We start from the raw sequence: 25,574 nt of genomic DNA, 5'->3' as shown, positions 1-25,574 counted from the left end.
AAGACAGCGAGGAGTCCATCATGCCCCAGCGTTCCAACACGACGACCACCCTGCGCCAATGGCGCGTACCCCTTACCGTTTTCGCGACGGCCTGCCTGCTCGCCGCGTGCGGCGGCAACAGCGTCAGCGCGCCGCCGAGTGCCAGCACCAGCGGGACGAGCGGCACCAGTGGCACGAGCGGCACCAGCGGGACGAGCGGCACCAGCGGCACGACGACCGGTACCAAGGGCGCCGTCAGCACGCTCGGCCAGACCGCGACCGACCTTGGCAGCACCATCGGGAACGTCAGCCTGCCGGGCCTCGGCGACGGCGTGACGAAGGGCGTCGGCAGCACCGTGTCGAGCACCGGCACGATCATCGACGCGGCCGCCGATGCGTTGAGCAACGGGCTCGGCCAGACCGGCTCGATCAAGGATCCGGTCGGCACGACGGTCGCCGGTCTCGGCAACGTCGTCGGCGCGACGAGCAACACGGTGTCCGGCCTGAGCTCGACGGTCAAGGCGCTGGGCACGGGCCCGCTGGCGCCGCTCGCACCGGTCACGACGCCGGTCGGCTCCGTGCTCGACACGGTCGCCAACGGCCTGACGGCCGCCGGCACGACGATCGGCTCGACGCTGTCGTCGGGCGCCGTGCAGCAGGTCACGCAACCGATCAGCTCGGCGATCACGCCGCTCGTGATCACGGCCGGCCAGGTCACGCAGCAGGTCGGCACGACGACCGGCCTCGGCCAACCCGTCTCGGGCCTGCTCGGCCAGATCGGCGGCGCCATCAGCTCGGCCGGCAAGCAGGTCGGCGGGACGTCGAGCCAGCCGCTCGTCGGCGACGTCGGCCAGCTCGTCACCGCGGTCGGCAACACCGTGACCAACGCGGGCGGCCTCGTCAATCCGAACGGCCCGAACGGCGCAGCCCCGATCCCCGGCCTGATCACGAGTCTCGTCGGCGGCTCGACGGCAACCGTCCAGAACGGCTCGTCGTCGGGTTCCGCTTCGACGAATCCGCTCGGCGGCCTGCTGTCGGGTCTCGGTTCGACACCGCTCGGCTCGCTCACCGGCGCAACGGGCGGCTCGGGCAGCGGCCCGCTCGCACCGGTCACGGGCCTCGTCTCGACGGTCACCGGCGCGCTCGGCGGCGCGACGGGCGGCGCAGGCAGTGCAAACCCTCTCGCGCCCGTCACCGGTTTGCTGAATACTGTCACCGGCGCAGTGGGCGGTGCAGCAGGGTCCGGGGGCTCGAGCCCGCTCGCGCCGGTCACGTCGCTGGTCGGCAGCGTGTCGGGTACGGCATCGTCGGGCGGCGCTTCGACGGGCCTGCTGGCGCCGGTCACGGGGTTGCTGGGTACGCTGGGTAGCGTCGGCAAGTAAGGAGGACGGCCGCGCCATCGCAGCCGGAGCGAATGGCGCGGCCGTACGAACACAACCGGCATGGCGGCACGCGGCGCGCGACACCCAGGTGTCGCGTGCCGGCATTACAAAGAAGACGAAAAGCAAGGCCTACGAGGAAGAACAATGAAATCCAGACTCGACAGATGGATGATGCTGCTCGCCATCGCGGCAGCAGGCACGGCACAGGCGCAAACGCGCGTCGGCGGCAACCCGCTCGACTCCCTTCCCCAGATCAACGCACCGAAGACGGGCCCGAACGTCACCGTTCAGGTCGCGCCGCAGGCGCCGCAATTACAGGAGCTGCTGTCGCGGCACCTGACGCCGAAGACGTTCCAGGTCGAAGGCGTGAAGTCGATACCGTTCGAGGAAATCACGCGCCGCTTCACGCCGCTCGTCGGCAAGGACATCACGATCGGCGAGCTGATCGAAACCGCCAACGGCGTGACGAAGCTGTACCAGGAACGCGGCTACGCGCTGTCGTTCGCGTTCGTTCCCGCGCAGACGTTCGAGAACGGCGTCGTGCGCATCACGGTGGTCGAAGGCTATGTGTCGGACGTCAAGGTCACCGGCAAACCCGGCGCGATGGAACCGAAGATTCGCGCGATTGCCGCGCACATCACGGCCGATCGCCCGCTGCGCCGCGCGACGTTCGAGCGTTACGTGAACACGTTCGGGCTGTTGCCCGGACTCACGGTGAAGGCGAACGTGCCGCCGCCGCAAACCACCGACGGCGCGACGACGCTCGAACTTGCGGTCGATCGCAAGCCGTTCAACGTCAGCACGGGGATCGACTTCAACCACCCGGGCGTCCAGGGCCTCATCACCGCGACCGAAAACGGCCTGACGCGTTTCGGCGAGCAGTTGAGCATTTCGGCGCTCGCGCCGCCGGGACGCGACAAACAGACCTACTTCGCGTTCAGCGGCGCGGTGCCGGTCGGCAGCAACGGCCTGATCACGCGCCTCGATGCCAGCACGTATCGCGGCAAGCCGACCGACAATCCCGGCCTGCCGTCGTCGGTCGAGCGCACGGTCAAGAACGAGAAACTGGGTCTTTCGGCTTCCTATCCGATCTTGCTGAACAATCAGCGCAGCCTGCTCGGCACGGTGTCCGGCTATGCGTCGCACAACGAAGACCGTTACCAGAGCAAGATCAACGGCAACAGCATCGACACGCGCTCGCAAGTCCGCGTGCTGCAGATGCAGCTCGACTACACGAGCGTCCAGCCGAAACAGGTGCAGAAGCTGAGCGTCAACGTCGCGAAGGGCTTCAACATCCTCGGTGCGTCGAAAGCGCAGGACATCACCATCGGTACGACGACGACCTCGGTGGACAGCCCGATCTCGCTGACCTTCGTTCGCACCGGCGCGACCTTCACGCAGACGAACGAATGGCCGTTCCGGATCGGCACGTCGGTTTCGCTGACCGGGCAATACAGTCCCGACTCGCTGCCGACGTCCGAACAGGTCTCGTTCGGCTCGACCCGTTACGCGCTCGGCTATCAGCCGGGCGAAACGTCGGGCGACTCGGGCTGGGGGATGTCGCTGGAAATCAACCGCGGCTTCACGCCGGGCTGGACGTATCTGAAATCGATCACGCCGTACATCGCGTACGACATGGCGCGCGTATATCTGCACGCGGGCACGCCATCGCCGAACCGCATGTCATCGGTCGGCATCGGTGTGCGGCTCACGGACAGCCGCTACTACAGTCTCGACCTGAACGTCGCCAAACCGGTCGGCGATGCGCCGGTCGAAAGCGCGTCACGCAGCCCGCGCATCAACGCGGCGTTCTCTTATCAGCTCAACTGATCGGTCACCACAGAGTCACGAAACGGCCAGCGTCATGCTGGCCGTTTCGATTAGAGTCCCCTCTATCAAACGCGGCGTGCGGTTTCACGTATTCTGGCGAAGCTCGCAACATGCCCGCCCCATGCAGACGGTCGTGCGAGCGAATCGAACCGACATGCAAAACAAGGAGGACGACAATGATTCAACTGACCCGCCCGTTGCGCGCAACCGCCATCGCCGGCGCCCTGCTCGCGTGCGCAGCTCCCACGTTCGCACAAGCCGACAGCCCCGTCGGCATGTGGCAAACGATCGACGACAACACCCATCAACCGAAGGCACTCGTGCAGATCGCCGAGGACGGCGACGGCGCGCTGACGGGCAAGGTCGTCAAGGGCCTCGGCGCGAACGATACGCCCGATCGCCGCTGCACTGCGTGCACGGACGAGCGCAAGGATCAGCTCATCAAGGGTATGACGATCATCAAGGCGATGAAGAAGGACGGCGACCACTGGGACGGCGGCAACATTCTCGACCCGGAGAACGGCAAGGTCTACAAGTGCAAGATGACGCTTGAAGACGGCGGCCAGAAGCTCGTGGTGCGCGGCTACATCGGCGTGTCGCTGCTGGGCCGGTCGCAGACCTGGGTTCGCCAGCAATAACGCCGTACGCGCCAGAACGCGCGGCTCAATGAAAAATCGGCCTGCGACGACGTCGCCAGGCCGATTTCTTTTGGTGCGCGCACAACGAAAAACCGATGGGCCTCACGCCGCGTGCTTCATCGCATCCGATGGATAGCTGTCCGGCGCACGATACGCGGGTGCCGCGTTGCTACGCGCCTCCGCCGCCTTCGATTGCGTGTGCTTGCGCATCCGCGCGGACAGTTCATTGCAGAGATTCATGCCGGCGTCGCCATAGAGCTCACGCATCACGTTCATCAGCGTGCCCGTTTCGTGCCACACCTTGAAGCGTCGGTGGCATGTTTGATACGACGGGTAACGGCGCGGCATGGCCGACCATGTGGCACCACTGTAGATTATCCAAAGCACACCGTTCAGCACGGCCCGCGTATTGGCTAACGGCCGGCCGCGCAACTCGGTGCGCGGCTGCATTTCGGGCAGAAGCGGCGCGACGCGGCGCCATTCGTGGTCGGTCAAATCGCGATACGGTGTCATGGACATCTCCAGCCTTAATAACCATGACACCACAATATCGGCTCACCTCAACGATGAATATAAGACAAATCCGAAAATACCCGGAGATTCGCTGAATTTAACCGAAATTGACGTTTAAATACCGCCAATTACCCAAACCAGCAATCGGCTCAGGTCAACGACGTATCGACGATGCGGCGCGGTGTTTCGAGATACTCCTTCGACTGCATCTCGACGATGCGCGACACCGTACGCGCGAATTCGTTGGCCATCGGACCTTCGACATACAACGCCTCGGCCGGCACCGCCGCCGACATCAGCAGCTTGACCTTGTGGTCGTACAGCACGTCGATGAGCCACGTGAAGCGGCGGGCCTCGGACGCCATCCGCGGCGACATCTGCGGCACCTCGGACAACACGATCGCATGGAAGCGGCTCGCCAGCTCGAGGTAGTCGTTCTGCGAACGCGGACCGCCGCACAGCGTCGCGAAATCGAACCACACGACGCCATCCGCCTTGCGCAGCGCCTTCAGCTCGCGCTTCTCGATATGCAGGATCGGGCTCTCGTCGGGCACGGCCGCGAGCTTGCCGAATGCATGGCGCAATTCGCGATCGGCCTCCGCGCCGAGCGGCGTGTGATACATCTTCACCTGCGCGAGCGTGCGCTGGCGATAGTCGACCCCCGCATCGACGTTGAGCACGTCGAGCTTTTCCTTGATCAGTGCGATCGCCGGCAGCATGCGGTCGCGATGCAGGCCATCCGGATACAGGTCATCGGGATCGTAATTGGACGTCATCACGAACTGCACGCCGTTGTTGAACAGGCGGTCGAGCAGACGGTACAGGATCATCGCGTCGGCGATGTCCGACACGTGGAACTCGTCGAAGCAGATCAGCCGGTAACGCTTCGCGATGCGTCGCGCGAGTTCGTCGAGCGGATCGGCCTGCCCTTTCAGTTCCTCGAGCTCACGGTGCACTTCGCGCATGAATTCGTGGAAATGCAGGCGCGTCTTGCGCTGCACGGGCACCACCGCGTAGAAGCTGTCCATCAGGAAGCTCTTGCCGCGGCCGACACCGCCCCACATGTAGACGCCGCGCGGGAGATCCGGGTGATTGATGAGCTTCTTGAACGCGTTCGAGCGGCGCGCCTTGTAGTCGACCCATTCGTCGAAACAGCGCTGCAGGCGATCGACGGCCGCGCGCTGAGCGGGATCGGACTGATAGCCGCGCGTAGTCAACTCGCGCGTGTAGTATTCGGTGACGTTCATCAGGGCAAACCGGAAAAAACAAAGGCGAGCGGGAAAACCCCGCCCGCCCTCGTCATGAGACGGTTGCGCCAGCCGGTGGCCGGCCGGCGCTATACCGCGCTCAGCTGTTCAGCGAGCGCTTGTCGACCGCGAGCGCCGCTTCGCGCATCACTTCCGACATCGACGGGTGCGGATGGCAGATGCGGGCGATGTCTTCCGACGCCGCCTTGAACTCCATCGCCACCACGGCTTCCGCGATCAGGTCCGACGCGTTCGCCGCGATCACGTGCACGCCGAGCAGCTCGTCGGTCTTCGCGTCCGCGATCATCTTCACGAAACCGTCCGGCGCGTTCATGCCGAGCGCGCGGCCGTTGATCGAGAACGGGAACTTGCCCGTCTTGATCTCGCGGCCTTCGGCCTTCAGCTGCTGCTCCGTCTTGCCGACCCATGCGATTTCCGGGTACGTGTAGATCACCCACGGAATGCAGTTGTAGTCGATGTGCGGCTTCTGGCCGTCGATCACTTCCGCGACCAGCACGCCTTCGTCTTCCGCCTTGTGCGCGAGCATCGGGCCGCGCACCACGTCGCCGATCGCGTACACGTTCGGCACCGCCGTGCGGCAGTGGTCGTCCACGTCGATGAAGCCGCGCTCGTTCGCCGTCAGGCCGATTGCCTCGAGGCCGAGGTTGTCGGTGTTCGGCACGCGGCCGACCGACACGATCAGGCGGTCGGCGTCGAGCGTCTGCGCGTTGCCGTCCTTGTCCGTGTAGGCGATCGACACGCCGTCGGCACTCGTCTTCACGTCGCCGATCTTCACGCCGAGATGGATGTCGAGGCCCTGCTTCTTGAACAGCTTCGCCGCTTCCTTCGCGAGCGCTTCGTCGGCTGCGCCGAGGAACGCCGGCAGCGCTTCGAGCACCGTCACTTCGGCGCCCAGACGACGCCACACCGAGCCGAGCTCGAGGCCGATCACGCCCGCGCCGATCACGGCGAGCTTCTTCGGCACCGAGTCGAACGTCAGCGCGCCTTCGTTGTCCGACACGATCTTGTTGTCGACCGGGATGTTCGGCAGGTGACGCGCCTTCGAGCCCGTCGCGATGATCACGTTCTTCGCGGTGACGACTTCGGTTTCGCCCTCTCCGCTCACTTCGATCTGCACGCCGGCGTCCGTCTTGCCGGTGAACTTGCCATGGCCCTTCAGCCAGGTGATCTTGTTCTTCTTGAACAGGAACTCGATCCCGCTCGTCATTTTCTCGACGATCGCGTCCTTGCGGCCGAGCATCTTCGCGACGTCGATCTTCACGCCGTCAACCGTGATGCCGTGGTCGGCCAGGTGATGCGACGTGTTCTCGAACTCTTCCGACGACGCGAGCAGCGCCTTCGACGGGATGCAGCCGACGTTCAGGCAGGTACCGCCGAGCTTCAGCGCGCCGGCCGGGTTCTTCCACTTCTCGATACAGGCAACGGTCTTGCCGAGCTGCGCGGCGCGAATCGCGGCGATGTAGCCGCCGGGGCCGGCGCCGATCACGACGACGTCAAATTCCTTGGACATGACAATCCTTTCTACTTGTACGCCCGCACGCTCGCGCAGGTGCGCGAGCGTGCGGGGCGGGTCAATGCAGTGAGACTCGGCTTACAGGTCGAGCAGCAGGCGGGCCGGATCTTCCAGCGCATCCTTCATCGCGACGAGCGACAGGACGGCTTCGCGGCCGTCGATGATGCGGTGGTCGTACGACAGCGCGAGGTAGTTGATCGGGCGAATCACGATCTGGCCGTTTTCGACGACCGGGCGCTCCTTCGTCGCGTGCACGCCGAGGATGGCCGACTGCGGCGGGTTGATGATCGGGGTCGACAGCATCGAGCCGAACACGCCGCCGTTCGAGATCGAGAACGTACCGCCCGTCATTTCCTCGATCGACAGCTTGCCGTCCTTCGCCTTCTGGCCGAATTCGGCGATCTTCTTCTCGATCTCGGCGAGGCTCAGCTGATCCGCGTTGCGCAGGATCGGCACGACCAGGCCGCGCGGCGAACCGACCGCGATACCGATGTCGAAGTAGCCGTGGTAGACGATGTCGTTACCGTCGATCGACGCGTTCACGAGCGGGAACTTCTTCAGCGCGTGCACGGCCGCCTTCACGAAGAACGACATGAAGCCGAGCTTCACGCCGTGTTCCTTCTCGAACTTGTCCTTGTACTTGTTGCGCAGCTCCATGACCGGCGCCATGTTCACTTCGTTGAACGTCGTCAGGATCGCGTTGGTCTGCTGCGATTCGAGCAGGCGCTCGGCGATACGCGCACGCAGGCGCGACATCGGCACGCGCTGCTCCGGACGGTCGTTCAGCCAGGTCGCTGCCGACGCCGGCACCTTCACTTCCGGCAGCGCCGGCTTCGCGGCGGCGGTCTTCGCCGGTGCGGCGGCCGGAGCCGCCTTCGGTGCGCTGCCTGCGGCCAGCGCGTCGCCCTTCGTGACGCGGCCGTCGCGGCCCGAACCTGCGACGTCGCCGGTCGACAGACCCTTCTCGGCCAGCAGCTTCGCCGCGGCCGGCGATGCGGCGGCCGAGCTCGATGCGGTTGCAGCGGCCGGTTGCGCGGCCGGTGCGGCTGCAGCAGGCGCTGCCGCCGGCTTGACTTCGGCGGCGCCTGCCGCGGCTTCGGCAGCACCTGCCTTCGCTTCGGTGTCGATCGTCGCGATCACCTGATCGGCGACCACCGTGTCACCGTCGTTCTGCAGCACTTGCGCGAGCACGCCCGCGGCCGGCGCCGGCACTTCGAGGACGACCTTGTCGGTCTCGAGCTCGATCAGGATTTCGTCCTGCGCGACTGCTTCGCCCGGCTTCTTCTTCCACTGCAGCATGGTGGCTTCCGACACCGACTCCGACAGCTGGGGGACTTTGACTTCTACGATAGCCATGTGATTTTCCTGGATGCTTAATCTGGGGTGTGACGAGGTTCGTGCGATTCCCTCGGCCGGCGCGGCGCGCGACGCGCCCGGCGGCCATAAGGGACGGGAAAGCGCCGCGCGCCTTCCCGTTTCGCTTGACGTCGGTTATTTCGCGATCGATGCGCTCTTCAGGCGGCCGAATGCACCTTCGATCAGGGCCTTCTGCTGCTCGTAGTGCTTCGCGTAGTAGCCAACCGCCGGCGAGGCCGAAGCCGGACGGCCGCTGTATGCCAGCTTCTGCCCTTCCTTCATGCCTTCCTTCAGGTGGTGCTCGACGTAGAACCAGGGGCCCTGGTTCTGCGGCTCGTCCTGCACCCAGACCACTTCAGTCGCGTTCTCGTACTTCTTCATTTCGGCTTCGAACTGCTTGTGCGCGAACGGATACAGCTGCTCGATACGGATGATCGCGACGTCGTTCGCCTTCGCTTCGCGGCGGTGCGCGACGAGGTCGTAGTACACGCGGCCCGAGCACACCAGCACGCGCTTGACCTTCTTCGCGTCGATGCCGCCGTCGGTTTCGCCCAGCACCGGCTGGAACGAACCCTTCGCCAGTTCCGACAGGTCCGACACCGCTTCCTTGTGACGCAGCAGCGACTTCGGCGTGGCGACGATCAGCGGCTTGCGGAACAGGCGGATCATCTGGCGACGCAGCAGGTGGAAGATCTGCGCCGGCGTCGTCGGCTGGACGACCTGCATGTTGTGGTCGGCACACAGTTGCAGGAAACGCTCGATACGCGTGGACGAGTGTTCCGGACCCTGGCCTTCGTAGCCGTGCGGCAGCAGCATCGTGAGCCCCGACACGCGGCCCCACTTCACTTCGCCCGACGAGATGAACTGGTCGATCACGACCTGCGCGCCGTTGACGAAGTCGCCGAACTGCGCTTCCCACAGCACGAGCGTGTTCGGCTCGGCGGTCGAGTAACCGTATTCGAAGCCCAGCACCGCTTCTTCCGACAGCACCGAGTCGATCACCGTGAACTTCGCCTGACCGTCGGCGATGTTCTGCAGCGGCACGTACGTGCCATCGTTCCAGCGCTCGCGGTTCTGGTCGTGCAGCACCGCGTGACGGTGCGTGAACGTGCCGCGACCCGAGTCCTGACCCGTCAGGCGCACCGAGTAGCCCGATGCGACGAGCGACGCGAACGCAAGATGTTCGCCCATGCCCCAGTCGAGCGGCTGGTCGCCGCGCGCCATGTTGCGACGGTCGTTGATCACGCGCTCGACGAGCGGGTGAACCTTGAAGTTTTCCGGGACCGTCGTGATGCGTTCGCCCAGGCGCTTCAGTTCGGCGAGCGGCACGGCCGTGTCGGCTGCGTCCGTCCACTTGCGGTTCAGGAACGGAACCCAGTCGACCGCGTACTTGCTCTTGTAGTTCGACAGGACCGGATCGACGGTGTGGTGGCCGTCGTCCATCGCCTTGCGGTACGCCTTCACGTAGTTGTCGGCGTCTTCCGCGGTGATCACGCCCTGCTGCACGAGCTTCTCGGCGTACAGCGCACGGGTGCCCGGGTGCTGCGCGATCTTCTTGTACATCAGCGGCTGCGTGACCGCCGGCGTGTCCTGCTCGTTGTGACCCAGCTTGCGGAAGCAGACGATGTCGATCACGACATCCTTGTGGAACTGCATCCGGTAGTCGATCGCGATCTGGATCGCGAGCACGACGGCTTCCGGATCGTCGCCGTTCACGTGCAGCACCGGCGCTTCGATCATCTTGACGACGTCGGTGCAGTACAGCGTCGAGCGCGCGTCGCGCGGGTCGGACGTCGTGAAGCCGATCTGGTTGTTGATGACGATGTGCAGCGTGCCGTGCGTGCCGTAACCGCGCGTCTGCGCGAGGTTCAGCGTTTCCATCACGACGCCCTGGCCGGCGAAGGCCGCGTCGCCGTGGATCTGCACCGGCAGCACTTGCAGGCCGTCTTCGTCGCCGCGACGGTCCATCCGCGCCTTCGCAGAACCTTCGACCACCGGGTTCACGATTTCGAGGTGCGACGGATTGAACGCGAGCGACAGGTGGACCGGGCCGCCTTCCGTCGACACGTCCGACGAGAAGCCCTTGTGATACTTCACGTCACCGGCCGGCAGGTCGTCGACGTGCTTGCCTTCGAATTCGGCGAACAGGTCGGCCGGCATCTTGCCCAGCGTGTTGACCAGCACGTTCAGACGGCCGCGGTGCGCCATGCCGATGATGATTTCCTGCACGCCGCGCTTGCCCGCGTGCTGGACGACTTCGTCCATCGCCGCGATGAAGCTTTCGCCGCCTTCGAGCGAGAAGCGCTTCTGGCCGACGTACTTGGTGTGCAGGTAGCGCTCGAGGCCTTCGGCGGCCGTCAGGCGATTCAGGATGTGCTTCTTCTTGTCGACCGAGAACGACGGCGTCGCGCGGGTCGATTCCAGACGCTCCTGCCACCAGCGCTTCTGTTCCGGGTCGCTGATGTACATGTACTCGGCGCCGATCGTGCCGCAGTACGTGTCGCGCAGGCCCTTGACGATGTCGCGCAGCGAAGCCTGGTCGAAACCGAAGTACAGGTTGCTGGCGCTGTACGTCTGGTCGAGGTCGCCTTCGGAGAAGTCGTAGAACGCGGGTTCGAGCTCGGGAATGGCGGGACGTTCGCGACGCTTCAGCGGATCGAGGTTGGCCCATTGCGAGCCGAGGAAGCGGTAGGCGCTGATCAGCGACTGGACGTGCACCTGCTTGCGTGCGGTCGCGAGGTTGCTCGTGCTTTCGCGCGGGATGAAGGCATTGGCCTTCGCGCGCTCGGCGAACGATTCGACGATCGGGAAGTGAGCGACGTCATTGGCGTTGGAGCCGTCCGTCGCGGGCACGTTCTGCAGCGCGTCGAAATACTCTCGCCAGTTCTCCGGCACCGATGCCGGATTGTTGAGGTATGCATCGTACAGTTCTTCAACGTACGAAGCATTGCCGCCGAACAGATAGGAGTTCAGCTGAAACTGCTTCATTACATCTGACATTTTACGCTCACCTTTCTTCGAGCTTCTCGAGAAATAGCGGGTTACTCAACCTTCCGCGACACGGCCTGACCGTTTAGCGGATTGCGAATCAAGTCTTGCTTGGAAGGACCTAAAACTTGCGTGCGCGCAGCATATCACAGAACCGATACCGGAGTTCACGGCGAAATGTGCCCGAAAGCACCGCGCGGCGGGGTTTTGCCGGATTGTCGCGACCCGCCGGAACAGTGTTTTGCAGGCAATCCGGTTGCGCGATGCGCGGATGCAAAAAAGGCTGCCCGAAGGCAGCCTTTTTCGTCGTGCTCGGGAACGGCCGGTGCTTAGTCGACCGCGCCTTCGCGGCTCGCGCGGCGACGCTCGTGCTCCTTCAGGAAGCGCTTGCGCAGACGGATCGACTGCGGCGTCACTTCGACGAGCTCGTCGTCGTCGATGAATTCGACCGCGTACTCCAGCGACATCTGGACCGGCGGCACGAGACGCACGGCTTCGTCGGTACCCGACGCGCGCACGTTGGTCAGCTGCTTGCCCTTGATCGGGTTCACGACGAGGTCGTTGTCGCGGCTGTGGATGCCGATGATCATGCCCTCATACAGCGCGTCGCCCGGCTTCACGAACATGCGGCCGCGATCCTGCAGCTTCCACAGTGCGTAGGCGACCGCTGCGCCGTCGTCCTGCGAGATCAGCACGCCGTTGCGGCGCTCGAACACCGAGCCGTCCTTGACCGGCGCGTACGAGTCGAAGATGTGGCTCATCAGGCCCGTGCCGCGCGTGAGCGTCAGGAATTCGCTCTGGAAGCCGATCAGGCCGCGTGCCGAGATCTTGTATTCCAGGCGCGTACGGCCGCGGCCGTCCGACGCCATGTCGAGCATTTCACCCTTGCGGCGGCCGAGCTCTTCCATCACGCCGCCCTGGTGTTCGTCCTCGACGTCGACCGTCAGCAGTTCATACGGCTCGTGACGCACGCCGTCGATTTCCTGCATCACGACGCGCGGACGCGACACGGCCAGCTCGTAGCCTTCGCGGCGCATGTTCTCGACGAGAATCGTCAGGTGCAGTTCGCCGCGGCCCGACACTTCGAACACCGTTTCGTCGCCAGTATCCTTCACACGCAGCGCGACGTTGTGGTTCAGCTCCTTCATCAGGCGGTCGCGGATCTGGCGGCTCGTCACGAACTTGCCTTCGCGGCCGGCGAGCGGCGACGAGTTGACGAGGAAGTTCATCGTCAGCGTCGGTTCGTCGACGGTGATCATCGGCAGCGCTTCCGGCGTGTCGACCGCGCAGATCGTCGCGCCGATGCCGACGTCTTCAATCCCGTTGATCAGCACGATGTCGCCTGCTTCGGCCGATTCGACCTGCACGCGCTCCAGCCCCTTGAACGACAGCACCTGGTTGATCTTGCGGTTCAGCACGTCGCCTTCCGGGCCGAAGCGCATCACGACCGGCTGGCCCGGCTTGATGCGGCCGCGCGTGATGCGGCCGACGCCGATCCGGCCGACGTACGTCGAATAGTCGAGCGACGTGATCTGGAGCTGCAGCGGCGCTTCCGGATCGGCCGGGCGAACCGGCACGTGCTCGAGGATCGCCTCGAACAGCGGGCGCATGTCGCCTTCGCGCGCCGCCGGGTCGAGCGACGCATAGCCGTTCAGGCCCGATGCGTAGACGATCGGGAAGTCGAGCTGCTCTTCGGTCGCGCCGAGCTTGTCGAACAGGTCGAAGGTCTGGTTGATCACCCAGTCGATCCGTGCGCCCGGACGGTCGATCTTGTTGACGACGACGATCGGCTTCAGGCCGAGCGCGAGCGCCTTCTTCGTGACGAAGCGCGTTTGCGGCATCGGGCCCTCGACCGCGTCGACGAGCAGCAGCACCGAGTCGACCATCGACAGCACGCGCTCGACTTCGCCGCCGAAGTCCGCGTGCCCCGGGGTGTCGACGATGTTGACGTGCGTGCCTTCGTATTCGACCGCGCAGTTCTTCGCGAGAATCGTGATCCCGCGCTCTTTTTCGATGTCGTTCGAGTCCATCACCCGCTCCGCAACCTGCTGGTTGTCGCGGAAGGTGCCGGACTGGCGGAGCAGCTGGTCGACGAGCGTGGTCTTGCCGTGGTCGACGTGGGCAATGATGGCGATATTGCGAAGGGCGCGGGTCATAGAAACCTGGAAATCGTTTGAACGCGCAAACGCGCGCGCTCGTTTTTCACGGCACGCGCGTTGCAGCTTGGAGAGCCTCAAATTATAGCACGTACTCGTGTCGACGGCTGACCCGCGCGCTGCAACGCAACAAAACGGGTTGCACCAACCCGCTTCGCCCCTCCGCGCCCGGACGAAAAACCTTATCGAGATAAGGGATTCTCGCCGTGCCGAGCACGGGCTTTGCCGTTCGATTAACATTTGCCGCGGCAAGCAATTGTACCTATACTGCTGCCTAGTCAACTATTGCAGCTTCAGGGTTTTATGTCGGATTCTCCTACCCCACCGCCCGTTTCGCCGTTGTCCACGTATCAGATGAACGACAGCGTCGGTTATCTGATGTCGCGCGTGAAGTCCGTGATGACCAACCTCGTCACGCAACGCACGCAGGAAGAGCTCGGCATCACGGGCACGCAGGCGAGCATGCTGTTCATGATCGCGGTCGGCAAGTGTTCGACGGCCGCCGAACTGGCGCGCGAATACGGGATCGACGCAAGCGCGGTCACGCGCCTGCTCGACCGGGTCGAGAAACGCGGCCTGCTGTCGCGCGTGCGCAGCATCGAGGACCGGCGCGTCGTGCGCCTCGAACTCACCGACGAAGGCCGTGCGCTGGCCGAACGGCTGCCGCCCATTTTTCGCAGCGTGCTCGACCAGGTGCTGGACGGGTTTACGCCGGAAGAAGTCGGGTTCCTGAAGAGCATGCTGCGACGCATTCTCAGCAACTATTGCGAAACGGCCGGCGGCAGCATCACGTAATAGTTGCCATAACAATTACTTTTGACAGATTAATGTAAGGAAATCCTTGCAGTGTCCATCATTCATTCCGAGTCAGAGGTTAGCGCGATGAAAACCTCCCCGTTGTCCGTGCGCGCCGGGTCGTGCCGCGCCGCCGTCGCCGCCGCGGTCGCCGCGCTGGCGCTGGCGGGCTGCGCGAATTACATCGGCATCAAGAGCGACAAGCAGATCGCCCCCGCGTCGCAATTCGAATCCGCCCAGAGCCTGCCCGCCCAGGGCGGCCAGTGGCCGGCGCTCGACTGGGCCAGCCAGTTCGGCGACCCGCAACTGCCGAAGCTGATCGACGAAGCGCTGCAGGGCAATCCGTCGATCGCCCAGGCGCAGGCGCGCATCGCGAAGGCGTCGTCGTACATCGAATCGTCCCGCTCGAACCTGATGCCGAAGGCCGAAGCCAGCTATTCGTGGACGCGCGAGCTGTATTCGTCGAACGCGCTGTTCCCGCCTCCGTACGGCGGCCAGTGGTACAGCGAGAACAATGCGCTCGCGAGCGCGTCGTGGGAACTCGACCTGTGGGGCAAGAACCGCGAACGCCTGCATACGGCCGTGTCGCAGGAAAAGGCCGCCGAAGCCGACATGCAGCAAGCGCGCATCACGCTCGCGTCGTCGGTCGCGCGCACCTACAACTCGCTCGCGCAGCTCTATGCGCTGCGCGACATCGCGCAGCGCGAGATCACCAACCGCGAGACAGTCGGCAAGATCACCGACGGCCGCGTCTCGGCCGGCCTCGACACCAACGTCGAACGCCAGACGGCCCGCGGCAACATCGCGACGACCCAGGCTTCGCTGTCGGACCTCGACGGCCAGATCACGACAGTGCGCTACCAGCTCGCCGCGCTGCTGGGCAAGGGTCCGGATCGCGGGCTGCAGATCGCGGCGCCCGTGATGAACCCGAGCGGCGACGTCACGCTGCCCGGCAACCTGCCGGCCGATCTCGTGTCGCGCCGCCCCGACATCGTCGCCGCGCGCTGGCAGGTCGAAGCCGCGATGCACGACGTGAAGGAAGCGAAGGCCGAGTTCTACCCCGACGTGAACCTCGCGGCCGGCTTCGGCTTCGATGCGTTCGGCTGGGGCAAATTCCTGAACTTCGCGAGCCGCCAGGCGCAGTTCGGCCCGGCGATCCACCTGCCGATCTTCGATGCCGGCGCGCTGCGCGCCCAGCTCAAGGGCCGCTACGCCGACTTCGATCTGTCGGTCGCGAACTACAACCAGACGCTGATCAGCGCGCTGAACGACGTCGCGACGCAGGTCGCGTCGATCCGCGCGATCGATCGCCAGATGGGCGACGCGCAACGTGCGCTCGACGCATCGACGCGTGCGTACGATCTCGCGGTCATCCGCTACAAGGCCGGCCTGTCGCCGCAACTGCAGGTGCTGACGGCGGACAGCAACCGCCTCGCATCGGAGCAGACGGTGACCAACCTGAAGATGCGTCGCCGCGACATGCAGCTCGCGCTGATCAAGGCGCTCGGCGGCGGGTTCGACGCGACCGGCACGCCACTCGCCGCGCCCGATGCGGCCACGCCGACCAAACAAGCCGCCAACTGAGCCGGCGCCACACTACGCAGACACTCGAAATAACGGACGGAGAAAATCGCCATGAGCGACCAACAAAACGCCGCCAGCGCGCAGCCGCAGAACAACGGCAAGCGCAAACGAATGATGACGCTGCTCGTCGCGGTCATCGTGATCGCGGCCATCGCGTACGGCCTGTACTACTTCCTCGTCGCCCGCTTCCATGAAGACACCGACGATGCGTACGTGAACGGCAACGTCGTGCAGATCACGCCGCAGGTCACCGGCACCGTGATCGCCGTGAAGGCGGACGATACGCAGACGGTCAAGGCCGGCGACCCGCTCGTCGTGCTCGACCCGGCCGATTCGCAGGTCGCGCTGCAGCAGGCGGAAGCGAACCTCGCGCAAACGGTGCGCCAGGTGCGCGGCCTGTTCGTCAACGACGACCAGTACCGCGCGCAAGTCGCGCTGCGCCAGTCCGACCTGTCGAAGGCGCAGGACGACCTGCGTCGCCGCCTCGCCGTCGCGCAGACGGGCGCCGTGTCGCAGGAAGAAATCTCGCACGCCCGCGACGCGGTGAAAGCCGCGCAGGCATCGGTCGATGCCGCCCAGCAGCAACTCGCGTCGAATCGTGCATTGACCGCGAACACGACGATCGCATCGCACCCGAACGTGATGGCCGCCGCCGCGAAGGTGCGCGACGCGTACCTCGCGAACGCGCGTAACGTGCTGCCGGCGCCGGTCACCGGGTACGTCGCGAAGCGCTCGGTGCAGGTCGGCCAGCGCGTGTCGCCCGGCAACCCGCTGATGTCGGTGGTGCCGCTCAATGCCGTGTGGGTCGACGCGAACTTCAAGGAAGTCCAGCTCAAGCACATGCGCATCGGCCAGCCGGTCGAGATGACGGCCGACATCTACGGCTCGTCGGTCACGTATCACGGCAAGGTCGTCGGCTTCTCGGCCGGCACGGGCTCGGCGTTCTCGCTGCTGCCGGCGCAGAACGCGACCGGCAACTGGATCAAGGTCGTGCAGCGCCTGCCGGTGCGGATCGAGCTCGACCCGAAGGATCTCGACAAGCATCCGCTGCGCATCGGCCTGTCGATGCAGGTCGACGTGGACATCAAGGACGAACGCGGCGACCAGCTCGTCAACGCGCCGAACACCGTCTACGAGACCAACGTGTTCGCGAAATACGGCGACGAAGCCGACGCCGAAATCGCGCGCATCATCGCCGAAAACGCAGGCGGCAACACGTCGGCGCCGGTCGCGGCGAAGCAGAACACCGCCGCGAAAATGATGTAACCGTTCCGACTCCGGAAAAACAACCGACATGGCACAGGCTCCTGTCTCCTACCCGCCCCTGCAGGGCGGGCAACTCCTGCTCGGGACGATCGCGGTATCGCTCGCGGTGTTCATGAACGTGCTCGACACGTCCATCGCGAACGTCGCGATCCCGACCATCTCGGGCGACCTCGGCGTGTCGTCCGACCAGGGCACGTGGGTCATCACGTCGTTCGCGGTCGCGAACGCAATCTCGGTGCCGCTGACCGGCTGGCTGACCGACCGTTTCGGGCAAGTCCGCCTGTTCCTCGCGTCGATCATCCTGTTCGTCATCTCGTCGTGGATGTGCGGGCTGGCGCCGAGCCTGCCATTCCTGCTCGCATCGCGCGTGCTCCAGGGCGCCGTCGCGGGCCCGATGATTCCGCTGTCGCAAGCGCTTCTGCTGTCGAGCTATCCGCGGGCGAAGGCGCCGATGGCGCTCGCACTATGGGCGATGACGACGCTGATCGCCCCCGTCGCGGGCCCGATTCTCGGCGGCTGGATCTCGGACAACTATTCGTGGCCGTGGATCTTCTACGTCAACATCCCGGTTGGCATCGCCGCCGCCGCCGCGACGTGGATGATCTACCGCAATCGGGAGTCCGCCGTGCGCCGCGCGCCGATCGACGGCGTGGGTCTCGCGCTGCTGGTCGTCTGGGTCGGCTCGCTGCAGATCATGCTCGACAAGGGCAAGGATCTGGACTGGTTCGCGTCGACGACCATCGTCGTGCTCGCGCTGACCGCCGTCATTGCTTTCGCGTTCTTCGTGATCTGGGAGCTGACCGCCGAGCACCCGGTCGTCGACCTGTCGCTGTTCCGCATACGAAACTTCACCGGCGGCACCGTCGCGCTGTCGATCGGGTACGGCCTGTACTTCGGCAATCTCGTGCTGCTACCGCTGTGGCTGCAGACGCAAATCGGCTACACCGCGACCGACGCCGGCCTCGTGATGGCGCCGGTCGGGTTGTTCGCCATCCTGTTGTCGCCACTCACCGGGAAGTATCTGCCGCGCACCGATCCGCGCTTCATCTCGACGGCGTCATTCCTCACGTTCGCGCTGTGCTTCTGGATGCGTTCGCGCTACACGACCGGCGTCGACGAATGGTCGCTGACGCTGCCGACGCTCGTGCAGGGCATCGCGATGGCCGGGTTCTTCATCCCGCTCGTGTCGATCACGCTGTCCGGCCTGCCCGGCCACCGCATTCCCGCGGCGTCCGGCCTGTCGAATTTCGTGCGGATCATGTGCGGCGGCATCGGCACGTCGATCTTCCAGACCGCGTGGGATCATCGGAACAACTTCCACCACGCGCAACTGGTCGAGCAGGCGAACCCGTACAACCCGACGTTCAACCAAGCCGTCATCCAGATGGGTAACCTCGGGCTCACGCGGGAGCAGGCACACGGCCTGATCAACAACATGGCCACGCAGCAGGCTGCACAGCTTGGCGTGAACGATCTGTTCTACATTTCGGCGGCGATCTTCGTGCTGCTGATCGGACTGATCTGGATCACGAAGCCCGAACGCGCGGGCGGCGGCGATGCAGGTGCGGCGGCGTCGGCCGCGCACTGAGCGCCACGTTCAACGCAACGTACCCAACAAAAAACCCGGTCGACCTCGACCGGGTTTTTTAATTCCGCCGATGGCGCTTGCGCGCCTCGCATCACTCAGCCGTCACGACGAGCCGTTCCGGTGCGAGCACGCCATTCGCCTTGCGCGCGACACCTAGCAGCCGCGTTGCGTCGTACACGCGCACGCGCTCGCCTTCGGCCGCATCGATCGAATCAAGCGCCGACAGCGGGAGGCGCTGCCCGTGGAGGAAGCGCTTCGCGCTTGCTTCGTCGAGACGCACCAGCGGAAACGTCGACAGCAGCGCATCGACCGGCTGCAGCCATGCATCGCGCGCCGATTCGGCAGCGTCCGACAGCGCGTCGAGCGTCACCGCATGCTCGAGCGTCAGCGCACCGACGCCCGTGCGACGCAGCATCGTCAGATGCGCGCCGCAACCCAGCGCCTCGCCGATATCCTCGGCCAGCGTGCGCACATACGTGCCTTTGCTGCAGGTCACGCGAAACGTCACGTCGGGCAACTCGCAAGAGAGCAGTTCGAGCGAGTGGATCGTCACGTTGCGACCTTCCCGCTCGACGGTCTGACCAGCGCGCGCATATTCATACAGCGGCTTGCCGTCGCGCTTGAGCGCCGAATACATCGGCGGCACCTGCACGATGTCGCCGGTGAAGCGCACGAGCGCGGCTTCCACCGCCGCCCGATCGCATTCGACCGGCCGCGTGTCGATTACGTCGCCTTCCGCGTCGCCCGTGGCCGTGCGCTGGCCGAGATGCATCGTCGCTTCATAGGTCTTGTCGGCGTCGAGCAAATCCTGCGAAAACTTGGTCGCTTCGCCGAAACACAACGGCAGCAGGCCCGAAGCCAGCGGATCGAGCGTGCCGGTGTGGCCGGCCTTCTTCGCAAGAAGCAGGCGCTTCGCGCGAATCAGCGCATCGTTGCTGGACAGGCCGACCGGCTTGTCCAGCAGAAGAACGCCGTCCAGCACGCGCCGGGGCACGCGCGGACGTTGGGGTGCTGCATTCGTCATAGGCCCGTCGAGCTCAGTCGTCCTTGGCAGGCGCGTCGGCCTCGTCATCGTCCTTCGCGCGAGTCGAGTTCGCTTCCTTGATCAGGCGCGACATTTCGACGGCCTTCTCGATCGTCTGGTCGTAATGGAAATGCAGCGTCGGCACCGTATGAATGTGCAGGCGCTTGAACAGCAGGTTGTGCAGGTGACCCGACGCATGGTTCAGCGCCTCCTGCGTCTTGTCCGGATCGCCGGTGAGCGCCGTGAAGTAGACCTTCGCGTGCGCATAGTCCGGCGTGAGTTCCACGCTCTGGATGGTCACGATGCCGACGCGCGGATCCTTGACCTCGCGCATGATGAGTTCGGACAGATCGCGCTGAATCTGGTCGGCGATCTGAACGTTGCGATTGGGGGAAGTACGTTTCCTGGACATGATCGATCCGTGATCCGTTTATCAGGATGAAGCGACGGCCGCTTTCGGCACGCCACCATGAAAATGGGCGGGACAGGCCCAAGCCTGCCCCGCCCATGAGCCGATGCGCGACGATTACAGCGTACGCGCGACTTCGGTCACTTCGAAGACTTCGAACTGGTCGCCTTCGACGATGTCGTTGAAGTTCTTCACCGACATACCGCACTCGAAGCCTTGCTTCACTTCCTTCACGTCGTCCTTGAAGCGCTTCAGCGATTCGAGTTCGCCCGTGAAGATCACGACGTTGTTGCGCAGCACGCGCACCGACGACGAGCGCTTGACGATACCGTCCGTCACCATACAGCCGGCGACCGTGCCGATCTTCGGTACCTTGAAGACCTGGCGCACCTCGACCATGCCGGTGATGACTTCGCGCTTCTCCGGCGCCAGCATGCCCGACATCGCCGCCTTCACCTCATCCACTGCGTCGTAGATGATGTTGTAGTAGCGGATATCGATACCGTTCGCCTCGGCCAGCTTGCGTGCCTGAGCGTCCGCACGGGTGTTGAAGCCGATGATGACCGCCTTCGATGCCGTCGCGAGGTTGACGTCGTTTTCGCTGATGCCACCGACCGCGCTGTGCACGATCTGCACGCGCACTTCGTCGGTCGACAGCTTGAGCAGCGACTGCACGAGCGCTTCCTGCGAACCCTGCACGTCGGCCTTGATGATGAGCGGCAGGTTCTGCACTTCGCCTTCGCCCATCTGCTCGAGCATGCTTTCCAGCTTCGCGGCCTGCTGCTTCGCGAGCTTCACGTCGCGGAACTTGCCCTGACGGAACAGCGCGATTTCACGTGCCTTGCGCTCGTCCGGCAGCACGATCACTTCCTCGCCCGCACCCGGCACTTCCGACAGACCCTGGATTTCAACCGGGATCGACGGGCCGGCTTCCTTCGTCGGCTTGCCGTTCTCGTCGAGCATCGCACGGACGCGGCCGTAGGCCGTACCCGCCAGCACGATGTCGCCGCGGTTCAGCGTACCGGACTGCACGAGGATCGTCGCGACCGGGCCTTTACCCTTGTCGAGCTTCGCTTCGATCACGATGCCCTTGGCCGGCGCTTCGACCGGTGCCTTCAGTTCCAGCACTTCGGCCTGCAGCAGCACGTTCTCGAGCAGATCGTCGATACCCGCGCCCGTCTTCGCCGACACCGGCACGAACGGCGAATCGCCACCGTACTCTTCCGGCACGACGCCTTCCGCGACCAGCTCCTGCTTGACGCGATCGGGGTTCGCATCCGGCTTGTCGATCTTGTTGATCGCGACGACGATCGGCACGCCGCCCGCCTTCGCGTGGGCGATGGCTTCCTTCGTCTGCGGCATCACACCGTCGTCGGCTGCCACCACCAGCACCACGATGTCGGTCGCCTTCGCGCCGCGTGCACGCATTGCCGTGAACGCTTCGTGACCCGGCGTATCGAGGAACGTGATGACGCCACGCGGCGTTTCGACGTGATACGCGCCGATGTGCTGCGTAATGCCGCCCGCTTCGCCCGCGGCCACCTTCGCGCGGCGGATGTGGTCGAGCAGCGAGGTCTTGCCGTGGTCGACGTGACCCATCACCGTGACGACCGGCGGACGCGGCAGTTGCTCCGCATCGGTACCGGTTTCGCCTTCGACGAGCAGCGCTTCCGGATCGTCCAGCTTCGCGGCAACCGCGCGGTGGCCCAGTTCCTCGACGATGATCATCGCCGTTTCCTGGTCCAGCACCTGGTTGATCGTGACCATCTGGCCCATCTTCATCATCACCTTGATGACTTCGGAGGCCTTGATCGACATCTTGTGCGCGAGATCGGCAACCGACACGGTTTCCGGCACGTGCACTTCGCGAACGATCGGTTCGGTCGGCGCCTGGAACGACGATGCGCTGTCCTGGTGACGGCCGCGCCCCTTCGGGCCGCCGCGCCAGCCGCGGTCCACGCCGCCGCTCGAGTCGCCGCGCGTCTTGATGCCGCGGCGCTTCGATGCGTCGTCCTGCCAGCCGCCCTTGCCTGCGCCCGGCTTCTTGTTGCGGTCGCCCGCACCTGCCGGCGCCTGCGTGGTGGCCGGAGCCGCCGCACCAGCCGGCTTCTTCACGGCCGGACGCGCCTGTGCGCCTTCCGGCTTCGCCGGCTTGTGCAGCGTGCCCTTCGCTTCAGCCGGCTTCGGCGGCTCGACCGGCTTCGGCGGCTCGACTGCCTTGACCACGGCCTTGCGCGGCGTGTTCATCATTTCGCGGATCGCGCGTGCTTCGGCTTCTGCCGCCGCGCGACGCTTGCTGATCTCTTCCTGCTCGGCGCGCGCCTTGTCGGCTGCCTCGCGGGCAGCGTCCTCGGCCTTCTTCGCCGCTTCGCGCTGGGCCGCGCGTTCGGCGGCTGCGCGTGCTTCGTCCTGCGCGGACTGCGTCGGCGTCGCTTCCTGCTCGGCAGCAGCAGCCTGCTGCGCTGCCGCCTGCTGCTGGGCTGCGGCGGCTTCCGCCGCGGCACGCTTCGCCGCCGCTTCTTCCTCGGCGCGACGGCGCTCGGCCTCGGCCGCTTCCTCGCGGGCGCGACGTTCGGCTTCCTCGCGTTCGAGGCGTTCCTGACGCTCGCGCAACTCCTGCGCCTGCTTCTCGAGCAGCTCGGCCTCGCGGCGCGCCTCTTCCTCGCGACGCTTCAGTTCTGCATCGTCGTCCGCTTCGGCGACCTGCGCCTGACCCTGTTCCGCACCATCGGCCACGTCGTCGCGCTTGACGAACGTACGCTTCTTGCGGACCTCGACCTGAATGGTGCGAGCCTTGCCCGTCGCGTCAGATTGCTTGATCTCCGACGTATGCTTGCGGGTCAGCGTGATCTTGCGCTTGTCGCCGTCGGTTGCGCCGTGCGACTTGCGCAAATGATCGAGCAGACGCGCCTTGTCCGTTTCGGACAGCGCATCGTCTTCACTCGCTTTCTGGACGCCCGCTGCCTGCAGCTGTTCGAGCAGCACACCAGCAGGCATTTTCAGTTCCGCGGCAAATTGGGCTACGTTGTTACTCGCCATTCATTCCTCTTAGTGCAAGGACCGATTCCTTGCGGTTAGCATCGGGTCAGGCCATACGGCCGCCATCAAATCAGTGCGCCATGGTCATTTCTCACTGGAACCAATGTTCACGTGCTTTCATGATCAACGCCTTAGCGGCATCCTCTTCCATTCCGGTCATGTCGACCAGTTCATCTACAGCCAGCTCGGCGAGATCGTCGCGCGTCTGCACGCCGTGTTCGGCCAGCTTCGCGAGCAGCTCCGGCGTGATGCCGTCGAGGCTCTTGAGATCCAGCGCTGCGTTCTCGACCTTTTCTTCGTTCGCGATGGCCATCGTCAACAGCGCGTCGCGTGCGCGATTGCGCAGTTCGTGCACGGTGTCCTCGTCGAACGCTTCGATTTCGAGCATTTCGTTGAGCGGCACGTACGCGATTTCTTCGAGGCTCGTGAAGCCTTCGTCGATCAGGATGTCGGCAACTTCTTCGTCGACGTCGAGACGCGCCATGAACAGCGCACGCAGCCGGTCGCGCTCTTCGCCCTGCTTCAGCGCGGATTCGTCCGGCGTCATGATGTTGATCTGCCAGCCGGTCAGTTCGCCGGCAAGGCGCACGTTCTGACCGCTGCGGCCGATCGCGACAGCCAGTTCGTTCTCGTCGACGACGACGTCCATCGAATGCTTTTCTTCATCGACGACGATTGACTGGACGGCTGCCGGCGCGAGCGCGCCGATCACGAACTGGGCGGGATCTTCCGACCATAGCACGATGTCGATGTTTTCGCCACCGAGCTCGTTGCGCACGGCCTGCACGCGGGAACCGCGGATACCGACGCAGGTGCCGATCGGATCGATCCGCTTGTCGTACGCGATCACGCCGATCTTCGCGCGCACGCCCGGGTCGCGGGCGGCCGCCTTGATCTCGAGCAGGCCCTGCTCGATTTCCGGCACTTCCATCTCGAACAGCTTCATCAGGAACTCGGGCGCCGTGCGCGACAGCTCGATCTGCGGGCCGCGCGCGGTGCGGTCGACCTTCGCGATGTACGCCCGCACGCGGTCGCCGACGCGGAGGTTTTCCTTCGGGATCAGCTGATCGCGGCGCAGCAGCGCCTCGACCCGGCCCGATTCGACGATGAAGTTGCCCTTGTCGAGGCGCTTCACCGTACCCGTCATGATCTTTTCGCCACGCTCGAGGTAGTCGTTCAGGATCTGCTCGCGCTCCGCGTCGCGCACCTTCTGCAGGATCACCTGCTTCGCGGCCTGCGCGCCGATGCGACCGAATTCGATCGACGGAACGGGTTCCTCGACATACTCGCCGACTTCGACGTCGGGCTTCTGCTCACGTGCTTCGAACAGCAGGATCTCGCGATCCGGCTCCTGCAAGCCTGCCTCGTCGGGTACGACGAGCCAGCGACGGAAGGTTTCGTGCTCGCCGCTTTCGCGATCGATATGGACGCGGATTTCGGCGCCTTCGTCGAACAGCTTCTTGGAAGCGGACGCAAGCGCAGCCTCGAGGGCGCCCAGCACCACATCCTTGTCGACGTTTTTCTCGCGCGCCAGCGCATCCACCAGCATCAACACTTCGCGACTCATTATTTGCGGCTCCTAAAGTCAACTTGCGGAATCAGGCGGGCTTTGTCGATATCGGCCAGCGTGAAATCCAGCATGGCTGCCTCGCCCTTCTTCCCCTCAAATTCCAAACCGATCGTTTCGCCATTCGGCGCGTGCAGAATGCCCCGGTACGTCTTGCGCCCGTCCAGCGGCTTTTTCAAGGTCACGGAAACTTCGCTGCCGGCGAAGCGCTCGAAGTCGGCCAGCTTCTTCAACGGGCGGTCGAGCCCCGGGGACGAGACTTCGAGCCGTTCGTAATCGATGTTTTCGACCGTCAAGACGTGCTGGAGCTGACGCGTGACCTTTTCGCAATCTTCGAGCGAGATGCCGGCAGGCTGATCGATATAGATGCAAAGCATGCCGCGCCCGGTGCGCTCGAGATCCACCAACTCGTAGCCGAGCCCGGTGACCGTGGTTTCTATCAGTTCCGTCAGTTGCACAGTGTCCTCTCAGGTGTTCGCGCCCGCCGCTCGCGATTCACCCGCGGGCGCGCGCCTTAGCCGGCGCAGGAAGCGCTACCCGAGATGCCTAACCGTTTCAGCAAAAAAAAATGGGCGGAACGCCCATCTTCTCTTACTGGTGGTCGCACCTGAGCCGCACATTGAATCCGTACGCCCAGCGACTCCGCGATTATAGCGATTTTTGGCGCAAACGCCAAGCC

18 protein-coding genes are annotated in these 25,574 nt (G+C 64.8%); 7 read left to right on the top strand and 11 right to left on the bottom strand.

Annotated features, from left to right (window positions below; translation table 11 throughout):
• Positions 1–20: 20 nt before the first annotated feature.
• The 3 genes from A9Z05_RS30835 to A9Z05_RS30825 all read left to right on the top strand — a co-directional run bounded on the left by A9Z05_RS30835 (position 21) and on the right by A9Z05_RS30825 (position 3,829).
• Positions 21–1,361, top strand: a complete 1,341-nt coding sequence (locus A9Z05_RS30835) for a collagen-like triple helix repeat-containing protein (protein WP_069621379.1) — start codon at positions 21–23, stop codon at positions 1,359–1,361.
• A 144-nt stretch (positions 1,362–1,505) separates the two neighbouring features.
• Positions 1,506–3,191, top strand: a complete 1,686-nt coding sequence (locus tag A9Z05_RS30830) for a ShlB/FhaC/HecB family hemolysin secretion/activation protein (RefSeq protein ID WP_069621378.1) — start codon at positions 1,506–1,508, stop codon at positions 3,189–3,191.
• 176 nt (positions 3,192–3,367) lie between these two features.
• The gene (locus A9Z05_RS30825) at positions 3,368–3,829 is read left to right on the top strand and encodes a DUF2147 domain-containing protein (RefSeq protein ID WP_069621377.1); all 462 of its coding nucleotides are present in this window, start codon (positions 3,368–3,370) and stop codon (positions 3,827–3,829) included.
• A gap of 102 nt (positions 3,830–3,931) precedes the next feature.
• Here the strand turns inward: A9Z05_RS30825 and A9Z05_RS30820 are convergent, their stop codons facing one another.
• From A9Z05_RS30820 to typA, 6 genes are all read right to left on the bottom strand, one after another.
• Entirely contained in the window at positions 3,932–4,342 is a 411-nt protein-coding gene (locus A9Z05_RS30820) for a transposase (RefSeq protein WP_069621376.1), read from the bottom strand.
• A 149-nt stretch (positions 4,343–4,491) separates the two neighbouring features.
• Complete coding sequence (gene zapE / locus A9Z05_RS30815) at positions 4,492–5,589, bottom strand: cell division protein ZapE (RefSeq protein ID WP_059499047.1); 1,098 nt, start codon at positions 5,587–5,589, stop codon at positions 4,492–4,494.
• Between the two features lie 100 nt (positions 5,590–5,689).
• Complete coding sequence (gene lpdA / locus A9Z05_RS30810; RefSeq protein ID WP_069621375.1) at positions 5,690–7,120, bottom strand: dihydrolipoyl dehydrogenase; 1,431 nt, start codon at positions 7,118–7,120, stop codon at positions 5,690–5,692.
• A gap of 81 nt (positions 7,121–7,201) precedes the next feature.
• On the bottom strand, positions 7,202–8,479 hold the full coding sequence (gene odhB, locus A9Z05_RS30805; RefSeq protein WP_059785457.1) for a 2-oxoglutarate dehydrogenase complex dihydrolipoyllysine-residue succinyltransferase: 1,278 nt from the start codon (positions 8,477–8,479) through the stop codon (positions 7,202–7,204).
• Positions 8,480–8,614: 135 nt separating this feature from the next.
• Positions 8,615–11,479: a 2-oxoglutarate dehydrogenase E1 component gene (locus A9Z05_RS30800; protein WP_069621374.1), complete on the bottom strand. Its 2,865-nt coding sequence runs from the start codon at positions 11,477–11,479 to the stop codon at positions 8,615–8,617.
• Between the two features lie 317 nt (positions 11,480–11,796).
• Positions 11,797–13,623, bottom strand: coding sequence for a translational GTPase TypA (gene typA, locus A9Z05_RS30795; protein WP_006490690.1), 1,827 nt, complete (start codon positions 13,621–13,623; stop codon positions 11,797–11,799).
• A 303-nt stretch (positions 13,624–13,926) separates the two neighbouring features.
• Here typA and A9Z05_RS30790 point away from each other — a divergent pair, with 303 nt between their 5' ends.
• From A9Z05_RS30790 to A9Z05_RS30775, 4 genes are all read left to right on the top strand, one after another.
• Positions 13,927–14,418, top strand: coding sequence for a MarR family winged helix-turn-helix transcriptional regulator (locus tag A9Z05_RS30790; RefSeq protein ID WP_069621373.1), 492 nt, complete (start codon positions 13,927–13,929; stop codon positions 14,416–14,418).
• Between the two features lie 87 nt (positions 14,419–14,505).
• Positions 14,506–16,002 carry an efflux transporter outer membrane subunit gene (locus A9Z05_RS30785; RefSeq protein ID WP_069621372.1) on the top strand — a complete coding sequence of 499 codons (1,497 nt, stop codon included), beginning with the start codon at positions 14,506–14,508 and terminating at the stop codon, positions 16,000–16,002.
• A gap of 51 nt (positions 16,003–16,053) precedes the next feature.
• Positions 16,054–17,268: an HlyD family secretion protein gene (locus A9Z05_RS30780; protein WP_069621371.1), complete on the top strand. Its 1,215-nt coding sequence runs from the start codon at positions 16,054–16,056 to the stop codon at positions 17,266–17,268.
• Positions 17,269–17,296: 28 nt separating this feature from the next.
• Positions 17,297–18,856, top strand: a complete 1,560-nt coding sequence (locus A9Z05_RS30775) for a DHA2 family efflux MFS transporter permease subunit (RefSeq protein WP_069621370.1) — start codon at positions 17,297–17,299, stop codon at positions 18,854–18,856.
• A 91-nt stretch (positions 18,857–18,947) separates the two neighbouring features.
• Here A9Z05_RS30775 and truB read toward each other — a convergent pair whose 3' ends face one another.
• From truB to rimP, 5 genes are all read right to left on the bottom strand, one after another.
• Positions 18,948–19,880: a tRNA pseudouridine(55) synthase TruB gene (truB, locus tag A9Z05_RS30770; RefSeq protein WP_069621369.1), complete on the bottom strand. Its 933-nt coding sequence runs from the start codon at positions 19,878–19,880 to the stop codon at positions 18,948–18,950.
• A gap of 13 nt (positions 19,881–19,893) precedes the next feature.
• Positions 19,894–20,292, bottom strand: coding sequence for a 30S ribosome-binding factor RbfA (gene rbfA, locus A9Z05_RS30765; RefSeq protein WP_050012484.1), 399 nt, complete (start codon positions 20,290–20,292; stop codon positions 19,894–19,896).
• A 114-nt stretch (positions 20,293–20,406) separates the two neighbouring features.
• Positions 20,407–23,328 (bottom strand): translation initiation factor IF-2, encoded by a 2,922-nt coding sequence (gene infB, locus A9Z05_RS30760; RefSeq protein ID WP_069621368.1) that lies wholly within the window; start codon positions 23,326–23,328, stop codon positions 20,407–20,409.
• A gap of 91 nt (positions 23,329–23,419) precedes the next feature.
• On the bottom strand, positions 23,420–24,895 hold the full coding sequence (gene nusA / locus A9Z05_RS30755; protein ID WP_006476166.1) for a transcription termination factor NusA: 1,476 nt from the start codon (positions 24,893–24,895) through the stop codon (positions 23,420–23,422).
• Positions 24,895–25,353, bottom strand: a complete 459-nt coding sequence (rimP, locus tag A9Z05_RS30750; RefSeq protein ID WP_011351796.1) for a ribosome maturation factor RimP — start codon at positions 25,351–25,353, stop codon at positions 24,895–24,897. Before rimP ends, nusA begins: the two co-directional genes overlap by 1 nt.
• Positions 25,354–25,574 lie beyond the last annotated feature (221 nt).

Origin of the sequence: Burkholderia sp. A2 (genome assembly GCF_001729305.1) — a bacterium.
Classification (GTDB): Bacteria; Pseudomonadota; Gammaproteobacteria; order Burkholderiales; family Burkholderiaceae; genus Burkholderia; species Burkholderia sola.
The sequence above is the reverse complement of the archived record's forward strand: the minus strand, read 5'-3'. Positions and strand labels throughout refer to the sequence as shown.